Source organism: Pseudoduganella sp. R-31, from assembly GCF_049913235.1.
Lineage (GTDB): Bacteria > Pseudomonadota > Gammaproteobacteria > Burkholderiales > Burkholderiaceae_D > Rugamonas.
The window spans coordinates 1,925,204-1,950,490 of sequence record NZ_CP183986.1; the positions used below are offsets into that span (position 1 = coordinate 1,925,204).

12 protein-coding genes are annotated in these 25,287 nt (G+C 61.6%); 7 read left to right on the forward strand and 5 right to left on the reverse strand.

The genetic code is table 11. The features are described from left to right. Positions 1-240 precede the first annotated feature (240 nt). Positions 241-2,880, reverse strand: a complete 2,640-nt coding sequence (locus tag ACN9MY_RS08855) for a TonB-dependent receptor (protein ID WP_426169789.1) — start codon at positions 2,878-2,880, stop codon at positions 241-243. 435 nt (positions 2,881-3,315) lie between these two features. Between ACN9MY_RS08855 and aroG the strand changes: the two genes are divergently transcribed. Next, complete coding sequence (aroG, locus tag ACN9MY_RS08860; protein ID WP_426169791.1) at positions 3,316-4,374, forward strand: 3-deoxy-7-phosphoheptulonate synthase AroG; 1,059 nt, start codon at positions 3,316-3,318, stop codon at positions 4,372-4,374. Between the two features lie 127 nt (positions 4,375-4,501). On the opposite strand, the gene ACN9MY_RS08865 is transcribed toward aroG, so the two are convergent. From ACN9MY_RS08865 to ACN9MY_RS08880, 4 genes are all read right to left on the reverse strand, one after another. Then, positions 4,502-7,294, reverse strand: coding sequence for a TonB-dependent receptor domain-containing protein (locus tag ACN9MY_RS08865; RefSeq protein ID WP_426169794.1), 2,793 nt, complete (start codon positions 7,292-7,294; stop codon positions 4,502-4,504). Between the two features lie 392 nt (positions 7,295-7,686). Beyond that, positions 7,687-10,503 (reverse strand): TonB-dependent receptor, encoded by a 2,817-nt coding sequence (locus ACN9MY_RS08870; RefSeq protein ID WP_426169797.1) that lies wholly within the window; start codon positions 10,501-10,503, stop codon positions 7,687-7,689. Between the two features lie 164 nt (positions 10,504-10,667). Continuing rightward, positions 10,668-13,565: a TonB-dependent receptor gene (locus ACN9MY_RS08875; protein WP_426169799.1), complete on the reverse strand. Its 2,898-nt coding sequence runs from the start codon at positions 13,563-13,565 to the stop codon at positions 10,668-10,670. A gap of 363 nt (positions 13,566-13,928) precedes the next feature. Beyond that, entirely contained in the window at positions 13,929-16,697 is a 2,769-nt protein-coding gene (locus tag ACN9MY_RS08880; RefSeq protein ID WP_426337151.1) for a TonB-dependent receptor, read from the reverse strand. A gap of 241 nt (positions 16,698-16,938) precedes the next feature. Here ACN9MY_RS08880 and ACN9MY_RS08885 point away from each other — a divergent pair, with 241 nt between their 5' ends. The 6 genes from ACN9MY_RS08885 to ACN9MY_RS08910 all read left to right on the forward strand — a co-directional run bounded on the left by ACN9MY_RS08885 (position 16,939) and on the right by ACN9MY_RS08910 (position 25,162). Then, on the forward strand, positions 16,939-17,874 hold the full coding sequence (locus ACN9MY_RS08885; RefSeq protein WP_426321763.1) for an ABC transporter permease: 936 nt from the start codon (positions 16,939-16,941) through the stop codon (positions 17,872-17,874). Between the two features lie 12 nt (positions 17,875-17,886). Beyond that, a complete protein-coding gene (locus ACN9MY_RS08890) occupies positions 17,887-18,918 on the forward strand; it encodes an ABC transporter permease (protein WP_426337152.1) in 1,032 nt (343 codons plus the stop codon). 1 nt (position 18,919) lies between these two features. Then, on the forward strand, positions 18,920-20,593 hold the full coding sequence (locus tag ACN9MY_RS08895; RefSeq protein ID WP_426337153.1) for an ABC transporter ATP-binding protein: 1,674 nt from the start codon (positions 18,920-18,922) through the stop codon (positions 20,591-20,593). A gap of 70 nt (positions 20,594-20,663) precedes the next feature. Beyond that, a complete protein-coding gene (locus ACN9MY_RS08900; protein WP_426169811.1) occupies positions 20,664-22,886 on the forward strand; it encodes a response regulator in 2,223 nt (740 codons plus the stop codon). A 29-nt stretch (positions 22,887-22,915) separates the two neighbouring features. Continuing rightward, the gene (locus ACN9MY_RS08905) at positions 22,916-23,905 is read left to right on the forward strand and encodes a VTT domain-containing protein (protein ID WP_426169814.1); all 990 of its coding nucleotides are present in this window, start codon (positions 22,916-22,918) and stop codon (positions 23,903-23,905) included. A gap of 246 nt (positions 23,906-24,151) precedes the next feature. Next, entirely contained in the window at positions 24,152-25,162 is a 1,011-nt protein-coding gene (locus tag ACN9MY_RS08910; RefSeq protein WP_426337154.1) for a glucokinase, read from the forward strand. The last annotated feature ends 125 nt before the right edge of the window (positions 25,163-25,287 follow it).

Genomic DNA, 25,287 nt, shown 5'->3' on the forward strand with positions numbered 1-25,287 from the left:
TGTAGCGAAATCGAGGGAATTCACCTGTGTATACGACTTTTTCGGTGGTTTCACTTAATCTTTCGGCTTTCTTCCCGCGCGGCGATTGTGTAACAAGCGGTTCGCGTAAAAACAACAGAATTACCGGCAGAAAGCTAAACAAGCCGACCAATTAAAGAACCCCAATTGTTGGATGCCAACAATTGGGGTTTAGTTTTAGATACCGTATTTCTCTTTAGCTTACGTATTATTACGCACGAGTCAGAAGCTGTAGCTGGCGCGCAGGTAGATGGCGCGGCCGATCGGGTCGGAGTAGCGCGGGTCATACCCCTTCTGGAACACGGTGCCCTGGTTGGTGAACGGCGGGTCCTTGTCCAGCAGGTTCTTCACGCCGCCAGTCAGGGTCAGGCCCTTCCAGCCGGTGTAGGTCGCCGACAGGTTCCACAGCTGGTAGGAGTCGACCTTGTTGAAGAATTCCGGCGCCACGAAGTTCTGGTCTACATAACCGGACTTGAAGTTCTGCGACAGCGTCGCGCTCCATGGGCCTTCGCGCCAGGTCAGCGAGGCATTGTGGCGCCAGCGCATGATCGGGCCGTTGTCGCCGTAAGTACCGACGTTCTGGATGAACGCGCCGTCGCGCTCGTTCTGGTACTTGTAGCTGTGGACCCAGGTACCGTCCAGGGTGAAGCTGAAGTTGCCGTATGCGGTGCGGCCGGAGCTGACAGTTGCACTCAGGTCGATACCGTCGGTCTTGACCCGGCCCAGGTTTTCGTTCAGGTCGAGGATGGCGAACGGCGAGCCGTCCGGGTTGCGCAGGAAGCGATCCTTGTACTTCGCATAGTTGCCGTAGATCGCTTGCTCCGGCAGGGCGCCGATCTTGTCCTTCAGGCGGATGTTCCAGTAGTCCAGCGCAATGGTCGTATTGCGCACCGGCTCGAACACGGCGCCGAAGGAGAAGGTCTTGGATTTTTCCGGCGTCAGCGCAGCATTGCCGCCTTGCAGCTTGAACTGCTGCAGGTCGCAATCGCGCAGCGGGTTGGCTCCAGGCTGCGGCACGCCGCCCGGGCACAGGATCGGGTCGTCGTAGGAGTTGCTGGTGTCGTTCTTCGACTGCGGCGCGTTCTTCTCGAACAGGGTCGGGGCGCGGAAGCCGGTGCTGGCCGATGCGCGCAGCAGCAGTTGCTGCATCGGCTGGTAGCGCACGCCCAGTTTCGGATTGGTGGTGCTGCCCGCATCGCTGTAATGGTCGTAGCGCACCGCGGCCTGGATGTCGAGGTCCTTGATCAGCGGCACGCTCAATTCGCCGTACACCGCTTTCACATTGCGCGAACCGGTCTTGGACTGCGAACCGGACAGGCCGGAGCTGGACGCCTGGCCCGCGATATCGCGGTTCACGTTGAAGTCGGCGTCTTCCTTGCGGTATTCGGCGCCGAGCGCGACCGCCATGGCGCCGCCGGCCAGTTGCATCACGTCGCGCGAACCTTTGATGTCAAAGGTAGTGGACTTGTTCTTGGCGTCCTGCACCTTGCCGCGCAGGGCCACGCTGGCCAGGTAGGCACGGCCGGCTTCATTTTGCAGGCCGAAGGGATTCAGGATGCCGTTCTGCACGCCGGCAGCGAAGCCGGCGTCCTGCACATAGCCGCCGGTAAAGTTTTCTTCAGACTTGCTGACCGAGTGGTTCAGGCCGGCCTTGTAGTCCCAGCCTGCGGCGATGCCTTCCAGCGCGGCCACCAGGCGGTCGCCTTCACCCTTGGAGTTGATGCGGCGCTGGCCGGCTTCCGTTGGACGCCAGTTGACCGACAGCGGCTCGCCCGACAGGTTAGGCTGGGCCGGCACGCCGCCCGAATTACCTGGATAGTAAGGGCTGGTGATGGGCAGCGACAGGCCGGTCTGCGGCGGCGGCGCGGTGCGCGACACGACCTTGTTACGCGAGTGCAGGTATTCCAGGCTGGCCGTGGTATCGGCGTTCAGCTTGAATGCTGCCTTGCCGAAGAAGACCAGGCGGTCCTGCTCAGGCAGGTCGTCGATCTGGCGCGTATAGTCCTGGCGGCAGGTGCCATCCGAGGCGCGCGGCAGCGAGAGCGGCGGGTTGCAGCCGCCGGCAAAGCCGGGGTTGCCGGTGGCTTCGGTGACCGGATCGAAGTAGTTGCCGGGGAAGGTAGTGCCGGAGGTGCCGTCCGATACAGTCATGCCGCGTTCGGGGATCACGGCAGTCTTCGAGAAGTCGCGCTGTTGCGAGGTCAGTACATCCTGCTTCTGCCAGTCCAGCACGCCCATCAGGTTCCAGCCATCCTGGTCGAGGTTGCCGATGCCGCTGACGATATTGGCGCGGCGTTCCTTGCCGCCCGATTCGCGCGGCAGCATGGTCTCGGCCGTGACGGTGGTGCCGGTCACGGAACGCTTGGTGATGAAGTTGATGACGCCGCCGATGGCATCGGTACCGTAGATGGCCGAAGCACCGTCGCGCAGTACTTCGACCCGCTCCAGTGCCGCCACCGGGATCACGTTCAGGTCGACGCTGGCACCGTCATAGGGGTGGTTGGCGATGCGGCGGCCATTCAGCAGCACCAGGGTCTTGTCGCCGCCGAGGCCGCGCAGGTCGGCCACGGCCTGGCCGCCGGTCGGCAGGCCGCTGGCGTTGCCGCCCACCACGTTGCCGGCACCCATACTGGTCTGGTTGGACGGGATGCGGTCCAGGACTTCCTGGGCGGTGGTCAGGCCTTGCTTGGTGAATTCCTCGGCCTTGAACACGGAAAGCGGCTGGGAGGTTTCCGACACCAGCCGCTTGATGGACGAACCGGTCACTTCGACGCGGATCATTTTTTCTTCAGGAGCCTGTTGCTGCGCCATGGCCGGCAACACCGCCAGTGCGCCGAATGCTGACAACAGGGAATAGATCATGGATTTAGCCTTGATTGTAGCCAACGTACTTCTCCTCAAATAGAAGGTGTGCCAAGACCGACGGAAGTGCTTGAGTTAGGCACTTGCAAAGGTTGAACAAATTCTATTTGATATCTGATAACAATCGCCAAAAACTACTATTCGGAAACTCTTTTGTGTTGCGCCTGCGCGTCTACTTCCTGCTTGCAAGCGAACTCAAGCCTCGCTTGCAATGGGCGCTAACTGTTGTTATAGTGGATCGAAATCCGCGGAACTCTACCCATGCACCTGCACTTTTTTACCGGCTTTTTTTACTTTAGCAATTCCAACCCAAAGGCGGTGGAGTAGCGGCCGGTTCACGTAGCAGCAAAACGAGATCCCAGCAGATACAAGACAAACCGCCAGTAATGGCGGTTTTTTTTTACCGATTTTATTTAAGTCTCAGGAGAAACCATCATGCAACGTACCGACGACCTGCGTATTCGTGAAATGAAGGAGCTGACGCCACCGTCGCACCTGATTCGCGAATTTCCCTGCACGGAAGCGGCATCCAACACGGCCTCCCAAGCGCGCGTCGCGCTGCATCGCATCCTGCATGGACAGGACGACCGCCTGATGGTGGTGATCGGCCCATGCTCGATCCACGACCCGAAAGCCGCGCTGGAGTATGCGCGGCGCCTGGCGCCGGTACGCGAACGCCTCAAGGGCGACCTGGAAATCGTGATGCGCGTGTACTTCGAAAAGCCGCGTACCACGGTGGGTTGGAAGGGCATGATCAACGACCCCTACATGGACAACAGCTTCCGCATCAACGATGGCCTGCGCATGGCGCGCGAACTGCTGCGCGACATCAATGAGATGGGTCTGCCGGCCGGCACCGAATTCCTGGACGTGATCAGCCCGCAGTACATCGCCGACCTGATCTCCTGGGGCGCGATCGGTGCCCGCACCACCGAATCCCAGGTGCACCGCGAACTGGCTTCCGGCCTGTCCTGCCCGGTGGGCTTCAAGAACGGCACGGACGGCAACACCAAGATCGCAGTGGAAGCGATCAAGGCCGCATCGCAGCCGCATCACTTCCTGTCCGTGACCAAGGGCGGCCATTCGGCGATCGTGTCGACCAACGGCAATGAGGATTGCCACATCATCCTGCGCGGAGGCAAGACCCCGAACTATGATGCGGCCAGCGTGGAAGAAGCGTGCAAGGCCATTTCCGGCTACGGCCTGGCAGCGCGCCTGATGATCGATGCTTCGCACGCTAATTCCTCGAAGAAGCCGGAAAACCAGGTGCCGGTCTGCGCCGACATCGCGCAGCAGGTGGCGGGCGGCGATACGCGCATCGTTGGCGTCATGGTGGAATCGCACCTGGTGGCTGGACGCCAGGACCTGGTGCCAGGCAAGGAATTGACCTACGGCCAGTCGATCACCGATGGCTGCATCGACTGGGATGCCAGCGTACTGGTGCTGGAAAACCTGGCTGCCGCAGTGCGCCAGCGCCGCCTGCAAGGCGAATAAACCTGCGGTTTGAGCCTGCCCCAAGGGGCGGGTTCGATCTGCGAAGGCTGCAGGCTGAAAAAGCAATAAAAAACCCCACCTGCGCATTGCGCAGGTGGGGTTTTTTGCACTCAGGCTACTTCAGCGATCAGTACTTGTACGTTGCGCCAACGTAGTAGGTACGGCCGATCGCGCTGGCGTAGCGTGGGTCGTAGCCCAGCTGGTGAGAACCAGTGTTACGCAGCGACAGCGGTGGGTTGCGGTCGGTCAGGTTCTTTACGCCGAAAGTCAGGTCCAGGCCCTTGATGGCGCGGAAGGTGGTCTGCCAGTCGAAGGTGGTGTAGCTTGGCACGTCCAGTTGCACGTCCACGCACTCCGCCGCTGCGTCGTTGGTATTGACCGCGCAGTTGTCCACGTCGTGGTGCTTGTCCTTGTAACCATTGCGGAAGTTGCCGGTCAGGTTGTGGGTGAAGCGACCAATGTCGTAGGTCAGGCTGGTGGCGATCACGTTGCGGAACTGCACAGCGTTATCGACGCCGTACACGTTCAGGCTCGACTGCCATTCGTCGTCGGTACCTGGAGTGGTGTACTTCGAGTGGTACAGGTAAGTACCGGCCAGGCGAGCGGTCAGCTTGCCTTCCCAGACTTTCTCGCGGAACTGGAAGTCGTAGTCCACGCCCTTGTTTTCCTGACGGCCGATGTTGATTGGCAGCAGTTTGATAGCCAGTTTGTCCAGGCCGGTGGAGGCCTTATGCTTCACCGTGTACAGTTCGATGTACTTGTTCGGGTTGGTGGCGATCAGGTCTTCGCTGACGCTGGCAACCGCATCACGGATTTCAACCGACCACAGGTCGATCTTGGCGCTGAAGTTCGAAGTTGGCTCGAATACTGCACCCAGGGTCCACTGGCGCGATTTTTCCGGCTTCAGTTCGGTGTTGCCGCCCTGGAACACTTCCAGCTGGCCGCGGGTGTCGCAGTATTGGGCCAGTGGGTGGTTCTGCAGGCCATTGGCTGCGCTCAGAGGGCAGTTGTAGGTACCGCCGGTCACGCCGAAGTCAGCCAGTGGCTGGCCGATCTGGGTCATGGAAGCGACCTTGAAACCGGTGCCGTAAGCGCCACGGAATACCATGGTCTTGGTTGGCTGCCAGCGGGTGCTGACCTTGAAGGTGCCTGCGGACTGATCTTTGCCCAGGTTGCCGCCATGCAGGTCGTCGCTCAGCTTGGTCACGCGGTCATAGCGCGCCGAAGTGGTAACCGACCAATCCTTGGTGATTGGGGTCTCCAGTTCGCCGAACACGCCGCCGCTCTTGCGCGAGAAGGCGAATTCCGGCTGCACGTCGTCGAACAGGATTTCGGCATTTGCCACAGCCTGGTTAGCCAGCTGAGAGAACTTGGTCTTGCGAATGTCTACGCCCATACCCAGCATGGCAGGGCCGGCCGGCAGGGAGAAGGCTTCGCGGGAACCGTGCAAGTCCCAGCCGTACACTTTAACGTCGGTAGTGTTGTAGTTGCCAACGTATTGGGTGGAGCGCAGCACGTCCTGCATGTCCTGAGGCATTTCGCCGAGTGCGTATGGGAACGGGTCCAGTTTGCCGGCCGCAACAGCTGCATCGAACTTGTCGGCCAGCGGGAAGCCGCCGAGGTAGTTCTGTGGTTGCTTGTTGCGAGAGTAGACCACAGCGGAATTGATATCCCAGCCTGCTGCCGAACCTTCCACGCCAGCGACGATGTTGCTTGCCTTGCTCTGGTAGTCGTAAGCGCGGCCACCCAGGTCTTGCAGACGGTACTTGACGGTTGCCGAGGTCATGCCGTTGAGCTGCTCAGCGGTCAGGTAAGGCTGCACGTATTTGGTGAATAGCGGGCTCGACTTCGCCAGCGAGAATTCAGCTGGGTATGGAGCGATGGTGGCGTAGATATCCGACTTGTTGTAAGAGATATCGGAGAAGGCTTTCCAGCCGGTGTTGCCCAGTTTCAGGCTGCCAGAGGCCCAGAAGCCATCGCGCTTGATTTCAGGAGAGATTTCCACCGAGGTGGTGTAGTCGAAGTAGCACTGGCCGTCGCCCAGATCAACGTGAGCGGCTGGGCACTTGCCGTTGAGCTTCAGGTAAGGGTTGACCGAGACCGAGCTCTTCTCGCCGGCGCTGTCCAGGTAGCCAACGGTCACGTTCGGAGGGATCGACCGCGAAGAACCGTTGAAGAACTGCAGTGGCTTGCCGGTCTTGGGATCGTTGAAATTGATGATGCCGGTCTTGGCGAAGTCGCGCTGCGAAGCCTTCAGGCGGTCGGCGTCCTGGTGGCTGTAGGACATGAACAGGCTGTAGCCATCATTCTCATAGTCGCCGAAGCCTTTGGAAATGGACACGGTGCGGTCGGTGCCGCCTGGGTGCTGTGGCTTGCTGTATTTAGCGTCGATGGTCAGGGGAGCTGCGCCCTTCTTCATGATGAAGTTAACCACGCCGGCGATCGCGTCTGCGCCGTACAGTGCGGAAGCACCGTCGGTCAGCACTTCGATACGCTCAACGGCTGCCAGCGGGATGGTGCTGATGTCGATGGTGGTGCCGGAGGTCGCAGGTGCGATACGACGGCCGTTAACCAGGACCAGGGTGTAGGATTCGCCAACACCGTGGATGGATGCGGTGGTCAGGCCGCCGCCGCCGCCGCCGACCGAGTCGGACGACGCGGTGAAGCCCTGCATCACAGGCAGTTGCTGGATGAAGTCGGTGACCGAGGTGACGCCGGTGCGCTGGATATCCTTCTGGCTGAATGTCTGAACCGGCAGCGATGCCTCAGCAGCGATGCGCTTGATCGAGGAACCGGTGATTTCCACGCGTTGCATTGGCTGTTCAGCTGCTTCTTGTGCGAATGCGGCGTGCATGCCAAGCGCCAGGCCCCCCGCGCAGATCACGCGGACCGAGCGGGACAGAATGGTTTCCTTCAACATATCTTTGATACTCCCAAGAATTACAAACTGTTTAAGGCCGTTGCCAGCCCTTAATTTTTGTTTGACGACAAACAGTGCAACTTGTGGTCTCTGCTTTACGTCCGCGCTTATCAAATCATTCATTGACGAACTGTGTCAATGAGAACCAAGTCGCAAGTTATCGAGACAACTTCAGCTTTGGCGCTGGCTTGGAACGATGGAAAAGACGTAAATTGGCCTGAGTTAGGAGATTTAGTGATGGGATGGCGACAATTTGAGCAATTGACATTGAGCTCGAATTTGCCGAAATGCAGCTTTTGAAACGGAAGGAAGTGTGCCCGATTTGCCACAAAAATTACAGAAACGATAAAAAGCCCCGCCCGGGCAGGCGGGGCTGGTCTTAGCGTTGCAGCTTAGAACTTGTAGGAGGCGCTCACATAAAACTGGCGACCCAGTGCCGACGAATAGGATGGGTTGTAACCCACCTGGTGCGAGCCGGTGTTGCGCAGGGTGAACGGCGGGTCGCGGTCGAACAGGTTGATGATGCCGCCGGTGATTTCCAGGTTCTTCACCGGGCGGTAAGCCGTCTGCAGGTCGAAGGTGGTGTAGCTCGGCACCTGCAGGGTGATGCCATAGCATTCGCCCGGTTGGCCAGCCACGATCACGGCGCAGTCATCGACGGATTGTTCCTTGTCGGTGTAACCGTTGCGGTAGCTGGCGCTCAGGGTATGGGTCCATTGCGCCTGCTCGAAACTGGTCGACGCGCGCACCACGTGGCGGAAGCTGACCTTGTCGTTCGAACCGTAGCGGTTCAGGCTCGATTCCCACTGGTCGTCGGTGCCTGGCGTGGTGTAGCGCGAACGGATCAGCCAGGTGCCGGCCAGGCGGCTGGTCAGCTTGCCGTCGAACAGCTTGGTCTTGTGGGTGAAGTCATAGTCGACGCCGCGGTTTTCCACCTTGCCGATATTGATCGGCAGCAGCTTGATGGCCAGCACGTCCTTGCCGGTCGAGCCGATGTGCTTGGTGGTGAACAGCTCGGCATACTTGGCCGGGTTGTCGAAGATCAGGCCTTCGGAGACGGCGGTCACCTGGTCGCGGATTTCCACGTTCCACAAGTCAAGCGACATCGACAGCGAGTTGGTCGGCTCGAACACGGTGCCGATGCTCCACTGCTTGGATTTCTCCGGCTTCAGGTCGGGGTTGCCGCCCTGGAAGGCTTCGAACTGCTGGCGTACCACGCCGTTGCAGTAGGAGGCCAGCGGGTGGCTGGTGCCAGTCAGCGGGCACTGGTAGTTGCCGCCAGTGACGCCCCAGTCTTCCAGCGGGCCGGCGATTTCCTGCATCGAGGCAGCGCGGAAGCCGGTGCCGGCTGCGGCGCGGAACAAGAGGTTCCTGGCCGCGGTGTACTTGGCGCTCAGCTTCCAGGTGGCAGCGTTTTCCTTGTTGCCGACTTTTTGGCCGGTCAGGTTGTTGTCGATGGCGCCGATCTGGTCGTAGCGGGCGGAACCGGTCAGTTCCAGCGCTTTGCTGACGGGCATGACCAGCTCGGTGTAGGCGCCAAAGTTGTCGCGCTCGTAGGCGCTGTCCACCTGCGGGTTGTCGAACAGGATCTGGGCGTTCTTGGCCACGTCGGCCTGGTTGACCTTGAACGAGGTGTTGCGGTAGTCGACGCCGACGCCGACCTGGGCCGCGCCGCCTGGCAGGGTGAACGCTTCGCGCGAGGCACGGGCATCCCAGCCCTTCATTTCCACGGTCTGGGTGTTGTAGGTGCCGTTGAATCCGGTCGACAGCAGGGTGTCGCGCATGGCTTGCGGCATTTCGCCCAGGCCGTATGCGAACGGGTCGATGCTGCCGGCGTCGATCGCAGCCTGGAACTTGTCCGCCAGCGGGAAGCCGCCGACGTACTTCTGGGTCTGCTTGTTCTTGGAGTAGGTCAGGGCCGAGTTGACATCCCAGCCTGCAATCGCGCCGTCCACGCCAGCCACCAGGTGGGTCGCCTTGGTGCCGTAGTCATAGGTGCGGTTGCCCATTTCGTACAGGCGGTACTTGGCCACGACCGAGGTGGCCCCGGCGTCCTGTTCGGCGCTCAGGTGTGGCTGGATGTACTTGTTGTACAAAGCCGAACCCTTGGCGACCGAGAAGTCGGCCGGGTAGGGCGCGATCGAGGCGACGACTTTCGCTTCGGTGTAAGCCAGGTCGTAGAAGCCCTTGAAGCCGGAATTGCCGAGCTTGACGCTACCGGACGAGAACAGGGCGTCGCGCTGCGATTTCGGGTTGATCTCGATGGTCGAGGCGCTGTCGAAGTAACAGTTGCCGTCGCCGTAGAAGTCGGCATTGACCGCGGCGCACTTGCCGCCGTGGGCCAGCGCATACGGGTTCAGGTTGACGGTCTTTTCCACCGGCTGGCCTGTGCCTGGGTCGATCTCGCTGGAGTTGTACGTCACGCCGGCGTTGGCTGGCAGCGAACGGGAAGAGCCGTTGATGAACTGCAGCTGCTTGCCGTTGGACGGGTCGGTGAAGTTGATGATGCCGGTCCGCGCGAAGTCGCGCTGGGACGCCTTGAGCTGCTTTTGCTCATCGTGGCTGACCGAGAAGAACACGCTGTAGCCGTCTTCATCGATGTCGCCAAAGCCCTTGCTCAGCGAGATGGCATTGCTGGCGCCACCGCTCTGCTCAGGGCGCGAGTACTTGGCGTTGATTTCCCAGTCGGTGGCACCCTTTTTCAGGATGAAATTGACCACGCCAGCGATGGCGTCGGCGCCGTACAGGGCGGAGGCGCCGTCGGTCAGCACTTCCACGCGCTCGATGGCCGACAGCGGGATGGAGTTCAGGTCGATGGTGGTGCCGGAGTTGGCCGGGGCGACGCGGCGGCCGTTCAGCAGCACCAGGGTGTAGGCGGCGCCGATGTCGTGGATGGAGGCGGTGGTCACGCCGCCGCCGCCGCCGCCGACCGAGTCGGCCGCCACGGAGAAGCCCTGCATGGCTGGCAGTTGCTGGATGAAGTCGGTCACGGTGGACACGCCGGACTTCTTGATGTCTTTCTGGCTGAACGATTGCACCGGCAGCGAGGATTCGGCAGCAATACGCTTGATGCTGGAACCGGTGATTTCAACGCGCTGCATCGGCGCTTCGGGGCTTGCTTCCTGGGCAATGGCGGCGGCGCTGCCGATGGCCAGGCTACCGGCGAACATCACGCGCAGGGTGCGCGACAGGGCTTTCTCGATGATCATTGATAAACATCTCAGTAATAAATTAATGGGAGTGTTATCAGATCATCGGCGGCTTAGTTTGGCAATGGATGTTTGATAAGTGAAACAAATGAAACATTAGGCGACAATAAAAAAATCCCCGCCAACTTGCGCGGGCGGGGAGCGGGAGTCGTGCTAAAGGTGGGTTACTTGAACTTGTAGCTGGCAGTCAGGTAGAAGGTACGGCCCAGCGGGTCGGTGTAGCGACCGTCGTAGCCAACCTGGTTGCCGCCGCCGGTGTCGCGGATCGACAGCGGCGGATCCTTGTCCAGCAGGTTGCGGATACCACCGGTGATCGACAGGTTCTGGTTGAAGACGTACTTCGACTGCCAGTCGAGGGTGGTGTAGGCCTTGACCTTGCGGCCCTCCATGTCGACGTAGCCGCCCAGTGTGCCGTCGTCGTTGACCGAGCGCACGCGGCCATCGTCGGCCGTGTAATTCTTGTCGGCGTAGCCGGACTTGTAGTTCACGGTCAGCGAGTTGGCCCACTGCTCGCTCGACTTCAGCGAGAACACCAGGCGCGAAATCCAGCGGAAGGTCACGTCGTCGTAGGAGTCGAAGCGTGCGATGCTGCTTTCAGTCTTGTTTTCGCCAGGCTTGTCTGCGTCAGGCACGGTCTTTTCGGCCTTCAGCATATAGGTGGCGGACCAGTTCGTGGTCAACTTGCCGATCGGGGTGGCGGCGCGGAAGGTGGCATCGAGATCGATGCCGCGATAACGCGAGCTGGCCAGGTTCAGCGGCGACTGGGTCATCACCAGGACTTTCGATTTCTGGATCGGATCGAAGTAGATGGTGGCGTACTTGTTGGCCAGTGCTTCGGTGCCGAACAGCATGTCCTGCGACAGGTTCTGGATCTGGTTCTTCAGGCGCACGTCCCAGAAGTCCACGCCCAGCGACAGCGAGTCCATCGGTTCCAGGCGCATGCCGATCGACGCCTGCTTCGAGGTTTCAGGCTTCAGCGCATCGGCGCCGGTGCCTGGGTTACCCACGGTCAGCAGGCCGTATTCCTGCACGCCGCGGCAGTAAGCGAAGCGTGGGTCGGCCGCGTTCTTGATCGGGCAGGCGAAGAAGTTCGACGAGCCTGCGTTTTTCAGTGGGTCGGAGATGTCATTCATGGTCGGCGCCTTGAAGCCGGTGCCGTAGGAGCCACGCAGCATCACTTCTTTCGAAGGCTGCCAGCGGGCGGACAACTTGAAGGTAGTCTTCGAGACGTCTTTGCCCTGCTTGCCTGCCAGTGACGGATTGCCGTTTACGTCATAGCTGGTATTGCGCTTGTCGACCGCGTCGTAGCTGTCATAACGCGCCGAAGCGGTCACGTCCAGGCCTTTGATGACAGGCATTTGCAGCTCGCCGAATGCACCCCAGTTGTTGCGCTTGGCATCCAGCGGCTGGGAGCCAGTGCTGCCGCCGATGACGGTGTCGGTCCAGCCCGGATTGCCTGGGCCAGGGCCCATCACGATCCTGCTCGGCGAGTCTTCATACTTCTGCATGGTGTAGTCGGCACCCAGGCCCAGGGCGGCATTGCCGCCTGCCATGGCGAACACTTCACGCGATGCGTGGGCGCTCAGCACGTCCAGCTTGGACTTGGTGGTCGACAGGTTTTCATGCAGCACAGCCGGCGCCAGGATGGAAGCGGCATTCGGGTCGAAGACGTAAGGGTTGTAAGCGCCGGACTGGACCAGGGCTTCGAACTTGTCGCCGCTCATGTAGCCGCCTGCAGCCTTGTCGGTCTGCTTGTTCTGCGAATGGGTGTAGGCTGCGCCGACGTCCCAGCCAGCGAACTCGGAGTCCAGGCCGACGGAGAAGTGCAGGGCCTTGGTGCCCCAGTCATCGGTACGGCCGCCCGCGTCACGCGCACGGTAGTACAGGTAGGCGTCGGTCACGGCGTTCGGGTCGATGCCCTGGCCAGCCAGCAGCGGCTCAACCGACTTCTTGTAAGGCACGATGTAGACCGGGCTGATGGTCTTCACGTGGGTTTCCGGATCGGTGCTCATGGTGGTCAGCGGCTGCGCCGGTGCCGCGTAGCGTGCGGTGCTGGTGAACTTGGAATAGACGAACTCGCCGGTCAGGCGGGTCTTGTCGGAGATCTTCAGCGCGCCGGAAGTGAACAGGCTGTCACGCTTCAGCTCAGGCAGCAGTTCCACGGTTGCCGCATAGTCGTAGCGGCAAACGCCGCTGCGCGCGAACGTGTTGGGGCCGCTGCACTTGCCGTTGTTGACCAGGTCCGGCGAGAACGTTGCTTCGACATCGGGACCGTTGAACACGTCGGCATTGGCCGGGATCGAGTTGATCGAGTTCTGCCAGGTCGCATATTGCTTGCCGTCCTTGCTGAACTTGACCACGCCGGAGTTGGCGAACGGGCGCTGGGTGGCGTTCAGTGCCTTGCTCTGGTCGTGGCTGTACGCCAGCATGACGTTGAAGCCGTCGCTATCATAGTTGCCGAAGCCTTTGGTGATCGAGACGTTGGCGCTCTGGCCGCCTTTATGTTGCGGGCGGTTGTAAGTGGCGTCGATGTTCAGGTCGTTCTGGTTTTTCTTCAGGATGAAGTTGACCACGCCGGCGATGGCGTCCGAGCCGTACAGCGTGGAGGCGCCGTCGGTCAGGATCTCGACGCGCTCAACCGCTGCCAGCGGGATCGATGCCAGGTTGACGGCGCTGCCGGTGCCATAAGGCGCCATGCGCTTGCCGTTCAGCAGCACCAGGGTATAGTCGGTACCGATCGAGTGCACCGATGCGCTCTGCACGCCGCCGCCGCCGCCGTTGATGGAAGCGGACGAGGTGATCATGCCCTGCATCGAAGGCAGCAGGGCAACCAGGTCGGCCACGTTCTGCACGCCGGTTTGATCGATGTCCTTGCGGCTCAGGGTTTGGATCGGCAACGCACCCTCTTGGGCAATGCGTTTGATCGACGAACCGGTAATTTCAACGCGCTGGATGGCAGCGTCAGTTTGCTGGGCGAAAACTGGTGCACAGACTCCGGCTGCCAGCAAGCCGCTGGCGCAGGCCAGGCGGATTGCATACGACAGGCTGTTCTCTTTCATCATAATTCTTTGATCTCCCAGAAGGTGGACTGTTCTTTGCATTTGCGCAAAACCTAGCAATAGGCTGCTAGTACTTTCTTGCAAGTGTTCTCGTCTTGCAATCTTTTCGATACAAAAAGCCACAGACTGTTACGAAAGCGCAACAATGGCTGGCTCCAGGCGTGTGGGAAGTTGGCCTGAGATGAAGATCTTTACTGTAGTTGGAAGGATTTGGCTCCTTTTTGCCAGAAAGGCGCAATCGCTCTGCTACTGAATATTTCTTATTGTAACTATTCAGAAACATGCGCCTTGTGTACACAACTTGCGGCAGGGGTGAAAAAAAACGGCACCGAAGTGCCGTTTTGGGAGTGCTTCAAGCCTCGTGGCTTAGAAGAACTTGTACTGCGCGCCGAGCTTGAAGTAGCGGCCAATGGCGCCGGAAGCGTCCATCGGGTTGTAGCTCATGCCGCCGTAGGTCAGTGGGTCCAGCGGCGCGATCTTGTCGGTCACGTTGTTGATCGAAGCGAACACCGTGAACTGCTGGTTCACGTTGTAGCGCGCCGACAGGTCCAGGGTGGTGAACGAGGCGATCTTGCAGCCGTTGGTGCCCGGCTGGCCGTTGGCCAGGGTGGAGGCGCAAGGATCACCGGCGAACTTGACGTTCTCCATGCTATCGCGGTAGTTGACGATACCGGCAACGTTCCAGTCACGGAAGTCCCAAGATGCGTTCAGGTTCATCTTGTTCTTAGGCGTGCCGGCGCAGTTTGAAGTGTCGCAGTTGCCGTGGGTGCCGTTGAACTGGTACACGGTCGTGGCGGACTCGTGACGCTTCCAGGTCGCGGTATGGGTCCATACGAAGCCCACAGTTGCGCGGCCGTACTCGCCCAGGCGGATGCGCTGCTTGACATCCAGGTCCACGCCGCTGACTTCGGTGAAGCTGGAGTTGCGGTACGGCGCCTGTGTCAGCACCAGGGTGCCCGAATTCGGGATCACGACGCCGTTGACGACCAGGTTGTTGTCGTTGCGGATGGCGGTTGGCAGGGCAGCTGCTTCGTTGTATGGCAGCGGGTTGATCTCGTTGCTACGCTTGATCTTCCACGCATCGAGCGCCAGGCTGGTGCCGTCGAACGGGTCCCACACGATGCCCAGGGTCGAGCCCTTGGAGGTTTCAGGTTTCAGGGCAGAGGAGCCAACCTTCACAGCTGCAACCGGAATGCCGCAGTCGGTCGAGGTAGCACCGCCAGGTGCCGGCGTTTTGCCGTTCGGGCAGCGGATTGGATCGGTAACGGTGGAAGTGCCGGTCGATTGCGACAGCGGGGAACCTTCCGCTGGGCCAGGAGCACGGAAGCCTTCGGTGTAAGTACCGCGCAGGGCGAAGGACTTGACCGGGGTCCATTTGAAGCCGGCTTTAGGCGTAGTGGAATTGAAACTGTCGTACTTGTCGTAACGTACGGCAGCGCTCAGTTCCAGGCCTTTCAGCACCGGGGCGGCCAGTTCGAGGAAGACTGCCGATACCTTGTTGTCGCCGAAGGCTGCAACGTAGGAAGAGTTGATCGAACCGTCGATCGAGCCGGACAGCGACGGGTTTTCCAGCTTTTCACGGCGGTGTTCGGCGCCGACTGCCAGGCCCAGGTTGCCGCCTGGCAGGGCGAACAGTTCACGCGAAGCGTGGAAGTCGATCACGTCCAGCTTGGTGGTCGAATCCGAGGTCGCGTTGGTGACCAGGGCAGAGTACAGGGCAGCCGAGTTCTTGGACGCTTCGGTGCCGATGTAGTACCAGCCGTACTGGGTCGGATCGCGCATTGCCGTGCGCAGCACGTTCAGGTTCAGCATATTGCTGTAGTCCAGGTGCAGCTTGGACTTGGAGTGGGTCAGGCCAGCGTCGTAGTCCCAGCCGGCGACCGCGCCTTTGATTCCCACCACGAATCGATTGAACTCGTTGTTGGCCGAGCGGGTGCTTGGGCCGATATCAAACGCGGTGTAGCGCACGCGGGTCGCCACGCCATATGGGTTCTGCGGGTGGTTTGCGCCCATCAATGCCAGCGCGCCGTAGTTGACGAAACCCAGCGGGTTGGCGGCATTCGGCGGGAAAGCCACCGTTGGCGTGATCGATGGCGGCGTCATGGTGAAGGCGGTATCGCGCTTCGAGTAGCCGGCTTCAGCGTACACCTGGGTGTCGCCATTGACCTGCCAGGTGCCGCGCGTGTACAGGTTGACCGATTCGATCTCCGGCTGCATGTCGCGGAACTGATCCTGATGCCACAGGCAGCCGCCGTTGGCGCCGGTCTGGTCCTTGGTGGCGCTCAGGGTGGAGCAGCCAGGCAGGCCGACGTAATCCAGGGTGGCCGGATTGCGGATCGCGCCGGCTGGACCAGCCGAAGCGTTGTTGTTGCCGGCGATGTAGCCGCCGGCGAACTGGGTGCCGACCGGGAAGCCGTACGGACGCAGGTCGCCCTTGCCGATGTGGCCGCGGTCCTTGCGGTCGCTGTTCTTGATACGGTCCGAATCCGTGAACTCGGCATTGACCACCCAGTTGTACTTGTCTTCGTCCAGGTTGCCCAGCCCGTAGGTGATGGAAGCCTTGTTCTGCTTGCCGTCGTCGTAGCGCGACCAGCCGGTATCACCCTTGACTTGCAGGCCCTCGATGTCCTTGCGCAGGATGATGTTGACCACGCCGGCGATTGCGTCTGCGCCGTAGGTGGAGGAAGCGCCGTCTTTCAGGATTTCAATGCGCTCGACGATCTGCATCGGCACCGTGGACAGGTCGGTAAAGCTCTTCTGGCCGTCGTCGGCACGTGCGAATGGGGCCATGCGGCGGCCGTTCAACAGTACCAGGGTCGACGTCGCACCGAGGCCGCGCAGGGAAATCGCGGTGGAGCCAGCAGCGAAGCCGTTGCCGAAACCAGTCGGCAGCGAACCGGCGCCGTCAACGGTCAGGGTCTGCAGGTATTCGGCCACGGTTGCCTTGCCGGACTTCATCAAGTCTTCCTTGCTGATGACCTGGATGGGCGATGCAGTTTCCTGGGTCGCACGCTTGATGCTCGAGCCGGTCACTTCCACGCGCTGCATTGGCGCCGGGGCTTCCTGCGCAAAGACAGGGGCGGCTATGGTGGCCAGCATACCGCCGGCGCAAACCAGCCGTACGGAACGAGCCATGATTTTTTCCATCATGTTTGCTATCTCCAAAAATTTGGAATAAAAAGACGAGCTACAGCTTTTGACTACTGCTTCGGCGCTCCCATTGGAAGGAACCATCTATGTGATTCCTCGGGGAAAGATGAGAGCATTTGGACTAATATTGCGTCAATTAAAAACTGGCCAACGATACAATTTTGAGAAGATCCGTCTCATTTATGAAACGATAGCAAGTGAACCAGTTATAGATTGATTACCGAGGATGATTTCATTTTTAATACGTCGCATCTGGCAAATGGCGCCGACACTGCTGGGTGTTGTGTTACTGGTGTTCGTGCTGTTCAACTGGGTAGGTGGCGATCCTGCCTATATCCTGGCCGGCAAGATGTCCGACGCCGCCAGCATCGACAATATTCGCCGCCAGCTTGGCGTGGACCAGCCCTGGTACGTTCAGCTGGGAATTTTCCTGAAGCAGATCGCGACTTTCGATTTTGGCCAGAGCTGGGCCACCGGGGAAGCGGTATCGGACATCATCACTTCCCGCCTGGGGCCTTCGCTGACCGTGCTGGTGCCGCTGACCTTGCTAGAAACCGTGCTGGGCATTGCACTGGCCCTGGCGGTGGCCTTCGTGCGCGGTTCGCTGGCCGACCGCGCCGTGATGGTCGCTTGCACGGTAGGCATGTCGATCTCCATCCTGGTCTATATCATCGTGTTCCAGTATTGGCTGGCCTACAAGGCGGGCTGGTTCCCGGTGCAGGGCTGGGGTGCCGGCTTGCCGGAGAACCTGCGCTTCGCAGCGCTGCCCATCCTGATCGGGCTGGCTGTGTCGCTGGCGCCGACCTTGCGCCTGTACCGCAGCTTCGTGCTGGACGAAGTCGGGCAGGATTACGTGCGCACGGCGCGCGCCAAGGGCTTGCCCGAGCGGCGCGTGATGTGGCTGCATGTGCTGCGCAATGCGGCGATCCCGATCATTACCCACGTGATGGCGAATTTGCCAGCCATGCTGATCGGCGCCTTCCTGCTGGAGCGCTTCTTCGGCATCCCGGGCATCGGGCGCGAAGTGATCCTGGCGGTGGAGCGTTCCGATTTCCCCGTGATCAAGGCGATTACCGTCTACGTAGCCGTGGCGACCATGGTGTTCAACCTGCTGACCGATCTGCTGTACCAGGCTGTCGATCCGCGCGTACAGCTCAAGTAAGAAGGACAGCGCATGCATGCCATTCATGACTCGGCCGGACTGTGGACCCTGGCCTGGCGCCGCCTGCGGGCAGACCGGCTTGCCATGGCGGCGCTGGCGGTCGTAGCCGGCTTCCTGCTCCTGCTCGCAGCTTCCGCCAGCGGCATCGTAGCAGCCGACTGGGAAGAGGAGGTTGCGCTCAACTATGCGCCGCCGACATTTGCTGCGCCGCCTGCGGTGCAGGTGGCGCACGATGCCGCCGCCGGGACCGACAACGCCGGCAGCGCAGCGCCACCCCCCAATGAATTCGACCCGCTGGCGGAAGACCTGCGTGAGCTGCGCGCCACCTTGGGCAAAGCGGTCGCCGAGCCCGCTGCAGGACGGGCTCCGAGCCTGCCGTTCGGCGCTGACAAATGGGGCCACGACATCATCAGGAAAACCATCAAGGGCGGCGAAACCTCGATCGTGGTCGGCCTGGCTGCGGCCACGCTGGCAGTTGGCCTGGGCACGTTTTTCGGCGCCGTTTCCGGCTTTTACGGCGGCGTGGTGGACGATTTCTTGAACTGGTTCTACAACGTCTTTACCTCGATCCCCTCGATCCTGATGATCCTGACCGTGGCCGCCGTGCTGCAGCAGAAAGGTGTGCTGACCATAGTCCTGATCCTTGGATTGACCGGCTGGACCGGCCCATACCGCCTGATCCGCGCCGAATACATCAAGCACAAGGCGCGCGAATACGTGCTGGCTGCCGACGCCATCGGCGCTTCGGCCTGGCGCAAGATGTTCAGCCACATCTTCCCGAATGTCAGCCACGTGGCCCTGGTGCAGCTGTCGATCCTGGTGGTGGGCTTCATCAAGGCCGAAGTGATCCTGTCCTTCCTTGGCTTTGGTGTGCCGGTCGGCGTGGTGAGCTGGGGCTCCATGCTGAACGAGGCCCAGAATGAACTCGTTCTCGGCAAATGGTGGCAGCTGACTGCTGCCGCCAGCGCCATGGCCTTGCTGGTCACGGCCTTCTCCCTGTTTGCCGACGCCCTGCGCGACGCGCTCGACCCCAAGGTGAAATGACATGCTGCTACAGGTCCGCAACTTGCGTATCCGCTTCCGTACCGACAAAAAGAACACTGTCGAGGCGGTGAAGGGCATTTCCTTCGACATCCCGCATGACCGTACGGTCGCCCTGGTGGGCGAGTCGGGCAGCGGCAAGTCGGTCAGCTCGCTGGCTGTCATGGGCCTGCTGCCGCCGCAAACGACCCTCATCGACCAGCAAAGCAGCGTGCTGTTCGAGGGCCGCGAAGTGCTGCACCAGCCGGCACGTGAACGCCGCGCCATGTGCGGCAGGGATATTGCGATAATTTTCCAGGAACCGATGTCCTCGCTGAACCCCGTGTTCACGGTCGGCTTCCAGGTCGGCGAAGTGCTGCGCCTGCATATGGGCATGGACCGGCGCAGCGCCCGCGCCCGCACGCTGGAGTTGCTGGAAGAGGTGGGCATCCCCGATCCGCCGGCCAGGATCGACGCCTATCCGAGCCAGTTGTCGGGCGGCCAGCAGCAAAGGGTGATGATCGCCATGGCGATAGCCTGCAGGCCCAAGCTGCTGATCGCCGACGAGCCCACTACCGCACTGGATGTCACGATCCAGAAGCAGATCATGGAACTGATTGCCGGGCTGCAGAAGAAACACCGGATGTCGGTGCTGTTCATCACCCACGACCTGGGCCTGGTGGCGGAAATTGCCGATGACGTGATCGTGATGCGGCACGGCGAAGTGCGCGAAACTGGCGATGCGCGTGCGGTGTTCGCCGATCCGAAAGACCTGTACACGCGCGCGCTGCTGCACTGCCGGCCATCGCTCGACGCGCGCCCGGTGCGCCTGCCGGTGATCAGCGACTACATGGAAGGGCGCTTCGGCGCTGCCGTGCAGCAGGCGCAGCGCGCGCGCGGCAGCGCTCCGGGCGATGAGATCGTGCTGGACGTGCGGGGCCTGAAAAAGAGCTTCTGGCTGCGCGAAGGCCTGTTCGGCAAGCGCGAATTCCAGGCTGTCAAGGACGTCTCGTTCACGCTGGCGCGCGGCAAGACACTGGGCGTGGTCGGCGAATCGGGCAGCGGCAAGTCCACGCTCGGCCTGACGCTGCTGCGCCTGCACCAGGCCAGCGGCGGCAGCGCCCTGTTCAAGGGGCGTGACCTGCTGGCGATGAGCGACAAGGAGTTCCGCCCGTTCAAGCGCCGCATCCAGATCATTTTCCAGAACCCGTATGCCTCGCTGAACCCGCGCTTTACCGTGGGCCAGATCCTGCTGGAACCGATGCGGCTGCACGGCATCGGCGCCGACGACGCCCAGCGGGTAGAGCTGGCGCTGGCGCTGCTGGAGCGGGTAGGGTTGCCTCAGCAAGCCTACCATCGCTATCCGCACGAATTCTCCGGCGGCCAGCGGCAGCGCATTGCCATCGCGCGCTGCCTGACCATGAAGCCGGAAATCCTGGTATGCGACGAGTCGGTATCGGCGCTGGACGTGTCGGTGCAGGCCCAGGTGCTGAACCTGCTGCAGGACCTGCAGGACGAATTCGGCCTGTCCTATATTTTCATCTCGCACGACCTGTCGGTGGTCAGGTACATTTCCGACCAGGTGATGGTGATGCACAAGGGTGAAGTGGTGGAAATGGCCGACTCGGACGAACTGTATCGCAACCCGCGGCACCCCTACACGCGCTCGCTGCTGGCGGCTATCCCCAGGGCTGCTTGATCGCCCCCAGCAAAGCTGGCACACTGGTCATTCGCGCCGCATACCGCGGCGCCCCGGCCGGAGCAGGTCTTTGCGTTCGAACAAAGTTGCCTCCATCGCATTATTGGTCAGCGTGGCGTTAGCGAGCATCGTCAGCGCCGTGCTGCTGGTGTTCGCCGCTTATTCCTATTCCTCGGAGAGCAGCAAGCGCTGGCAAGAGCTGCAGCGCGTGCTGAACATCAGCGCCGACCAGTTGGCGCTGGGGGTAGCCATGCCAGCCTGGAATTTCGACGACAAGCAAGTGTTGTCCATCATGCGCGCCAGCATGAACCAGCGCGACCTGCATGCCATCGTGTTGTACGGCACGGGCAGCAAGCGTGAGCTGGTGGTGCAGCGCGGCCCCGGCGACAAACTTGAAACCAGCCTGCCGCTGGCAACCACGCCGGACATGCTGGTGGCCCAGCGCCCGGTCGTCGTCGATGGCGCCGCGATCGGCACCATCAAGGTTTTCGCAACGCCAGCCTATATGCTGCAGCAATTGCAGGACCAGCGCCGCGCCAACCTGATGGCGATCCTGGTGCTGGCCGCGGCGCTGGTCACCAGCCTGTACGGCTTGCTGTGGTTCCTGATCCTGCGGCCACTGAAGGCTGTAGGCCAGTACGTCATGGGCGATACGCCGCAAAAGGCCTGCTTCTACGGCGAACTGCGCACCCTCAAAGAGTCCATCCACAAGATGTGGGAGCTGCTCGACAGCCGCTACCGCGCGATGCGCGAGAGCGAGGAACGCCTCAGCGTTGCCACCCGCGCTGCACGCATCGGCATCTGGGACTGGGACGTGGTCTACGACGAATTGATGCAGGACGACGAGATCATGCGCCAGTACGGCCTTGGCAGCCGGCTGGGCGGCGGCAACTACAAGGCCTGGCTGGAGCGCGTGGTGCCGGAAGACCGGGAGCGCGCGCGCGCCGAAGTGGCGGCCGCCTTGAACGGCGAGCGCGACTTTTCCCTGCAATTCCGCATCCGCCGGCCTGACGGCACGCTGCGCCACTTGCGTTCAATGGCTCGCTCCTTCCGCGATGCGCAGGGCAAGGTGGTGCGCATGGTCGGCGTCAGCATCGACGTCACCGAGGCTACCGAAAGCGAGCAGGAGTTGCGGCGCCACCGCAGCCACCTGGAAGAACTGGTGAGCGAACGCACGGCAGCCCTGTCGGTAGCGGTCGCCGAAGCCCAGGCGGCCAGCCGCGCCAAGAGCGTGTTCCTGTCCACCATGAGCCATGAACTGCGTACGCCCCTGAATTCGGTGATCGGCTTTTCGCGCCTGATGGCGCATTCGACCACCATGTCGGCCGATGAAAAACGCAATATGGCGATCATCCACCGCAGCGGGCAGCATTTGCTGGCCTTGATCAACGACATCCTCGAGCTGTCGCGGATCGAGGCCGGCGGCGTCAGTTTGCACCGGGAAGCGGTCGACGTGGCGCAGCTGCTGCGCGATGTGTGCGATATGGTCGGCGAGCGTGCCGTGCAGGCCGGGGTGGCGTTGAAGATGGAATGCGGCGCCTTGCCGCGCGCGCTGATGATGGATGGCGCCAAGGTGCGCCATGTGCTGCTCAACCTGGTGACCAATGTCCTCAAGCATGCGCGCCAGGGCACGATCACGCTGTCGCTGCGGCCGACGGGCTTGCCCGGCGGGCGGCATGGCCTGGCGTTTGCAGTATGCGCGGGACAGGCTGGCATTCCAGAAGACCCCGGCCTTGGCCTGGCGATTTCGCGCCAGTACGTGCGCATCATGGGCGGCGAGCTGGAAGTCGAGCCCGGGCCGAGGCCGGGAGCGGGCACGGTATTCCGCTTTACCATCGAGGCGGAAGAGGCCGATGCCGGCGAGCCCCTGGCGCGCCTGCCGCAGCTGGCGCCGATGCACCAGGGCCGGCGCATCCTGGTGGTGGATGACGGTGTCGAGGGCCGCCACCTGTTGCGCAGCATGCTGCTGCCGGCCGGCTTCGAGGTTCAGGAGGCGTCCGATGGCATGGAGGCACTGGATGTCATCGCCAAGTCGCAGCCGGAACTGGTATTGATGGACTGGCGCCTGCCAGTGCTGGACGGGCTGGAAGCAACGCGCCGCCTGCGCGCCGATCACAGCCTGCCGCAGCCGCGCGTGGTGTTGATGGCGGCAACGGCCTTTGGCGGCGAGCGGCAACAGGCCCTGGCGGCCGGCGCCGACGACTTCCTGCACAAGCCGGTGGAACAGGACAGGCTGTTCCGGATGCTGCAGCAACAGCTGTCGCTGCAGTACGTCGAGGGAGCCCTGCCTTAGCCCTCGTTTTGCGCTACCATAGTCGAACTATGGCTAACCTAATATCCTTGTTGCAGCAGTATGGTGTCCTGATCGTCTTTGCCGTGGTGCTGGTCGAACAGATGGGGTTGCCAATTCCTGCCTATCCGGTGCTGATCGTGGCCGGTGCGCTGGCCATCGATAATGGCAATAGCGCGCCGTTTCCGGTGGTGCTGGGCGTTGCCATGCTGGCATGCCTGCTCAGCGATTTCTTCTGGTTCCGCGCCGGCCGCCGTTTTGGCAAGCGCATCCTCAAGCTGCTGTGCAAGATTTCGCTGTCGCCGGACTACTGCGTCAGCCAGACGGAAGACAACTTCCGCAAATGGGGGCCGAAGTCGATGGTGGTGGCCAAATTCATCCCCGGCTTCAACACCATTGCCCCACCGATGGCAGGCGCGCTGGGCACCGGCGTGCCCACCTTCCTCGGTTTCAGCCTACTGGGCGGCCTGCTGTGGAGCGCCACCGGACTGCTGATCGGGGCCTATTTCCATGCCGACGTGGACAAGGTGCTGGACGTGCTGTCGACCATGGGGTCGACCGCGCTGACGGTGCTGGCTATCCTGCTCGGCCTGTTCGTGCTGGCCAAGTTCATCGAGCGGCGCCGCTTCCAGAAGGCCATGCAGACCGAGCGCATCAGCATCGACGAACTGAAAGAGTTGCTCGATTCGGGCCATGATCCGGTAATGGTCGATGCCCGCAGCGCCACCGCACAATTGCTGGATCCGCCGGTGCCGGGCGCCCTGCTGGTAGGCGCCAGCGACCCGCTGGCCGTGATCAAATCCCTGCCGAAGGACCGCCACATCATCGTCTACTGCAGCTGCCCGAACGACGTCACCGCCGCCAAGGTCGCCAAGCAGCTCCACTCCCACGGCTACAAGCGCGCCAAGCCCTTGCACGGCGGCCTCGATGCCTGGAATACCGCCTTCCGCAGCGAGGGCGAATCCGCCGTGATCGCCGAACAGACCCCCGACAGCCTCACCCCCGCCGACTCCCGTCATTAATTAAAGTCGGGGTCAGGTCTGGCAATCCGCCAAAAAAGGCACGCACGTGCCTTTTTTGGCGGATTGCCAGACCTGACCCCGACTTTTTTTTACGCAAGCTGGAGTAGTCATACTACCGTCGAAATATCGCGTAATGTAGTGTGTGTACCTAATTTTTACGTTTCTTGTACTCAAACTACAAAGAATTCCTTGCGTCTCGGCTAACAAATCCCTTAGGATTAAGGCTCAACTTAATCGCTTGTGCCCATGACTGCCCAGACCATCCCTGTCACGCCTGCCTTCTTCCAAAGCCCGCGCCTGCTGGCCGATGTGGGTGGGACCAATGCCCGGTTTGCCCTGGAACTAGCGCCAGGCAGGATTGAGCATATCCACGTGCTGTCCGGCGCAGCTTATGCAACGCTGGCCGATGCGCTAAGGGCTTACCTGGCGCTGCCGGATGTGGTGGCGGCTGCCGGCCTGGGCGTGCGTCATGGTGCGATTGCGATCGCCAATCCGGTCAATGGCGATTACGTCAAGATGACCAATCACCATTGGGAGTTTTCGATCGAGGCACTGCGCCTGGAAGTGGGCTTCGAGGTGCTGGTGGTGGCCAATGATTTCACCGCGCTGGCGCGCTCGCTGCCGCTGCTGGCGGATGACCAGAAGCGCCAGGTCGGTAGCGGCACGCCGCAAGCCGGCGCGCCGCTTGGCCTGATCGGCGCTGGCACCGGCCTTGGCGTGTCGGGCCTGATCCCGTCGGCTTCCGGCTGGACCGCACTGCTGAGCGAGGGCGGCCATGTCAGCTTCCCGCCGATGAATCCGGAAGAGGTGGCGATCCTGCAATACGCCTGGACCGAATTTCCGCATGTGTCGGCGGAGCGCTTGCTGTCCGGCGTCGGCATCGAACTGATTTACCGCGCGCTGGTGGCCCAGCGCGGCCATGAGGAGCCGGTACTGCCGGCGCCGGAGATTGCGCGCCGCGCGCTGACCGGCGAGTGCCCGCTGTGCGACGATGTGATTGAGCACTTCTGCACCATGCTGGGCACCATTGCCGGCAACCTCGGCGTGACACTGGGCGCGACGGGCGGCATCTATATTGGCGGCGGCATCGTGCCGCGCCTGGGCGAGCGCTTCGACCGTTCCGGCTTCCGCGCCCGTTTTGAGGAAAAAGGGCGCTTCAACAAATACCTGGCGGCGATTCCTACCTATGTGATCACTGCCGAGTACCCGGCTTTTGTTGGTGTTTCGGCAATCCTGGCCGAGCGCCTGGCCGGCTAAGCGAGCAGGCTTTTACACTTCTCCTGACTTTTATCAGGTACAATTGGCCAAGTTGGATGAAGCGGCGCCTGTCGTCCGCCTTGTTTTCGCCCTGAAAACGCTCTCCACCTGAGACTCTCGCCCCG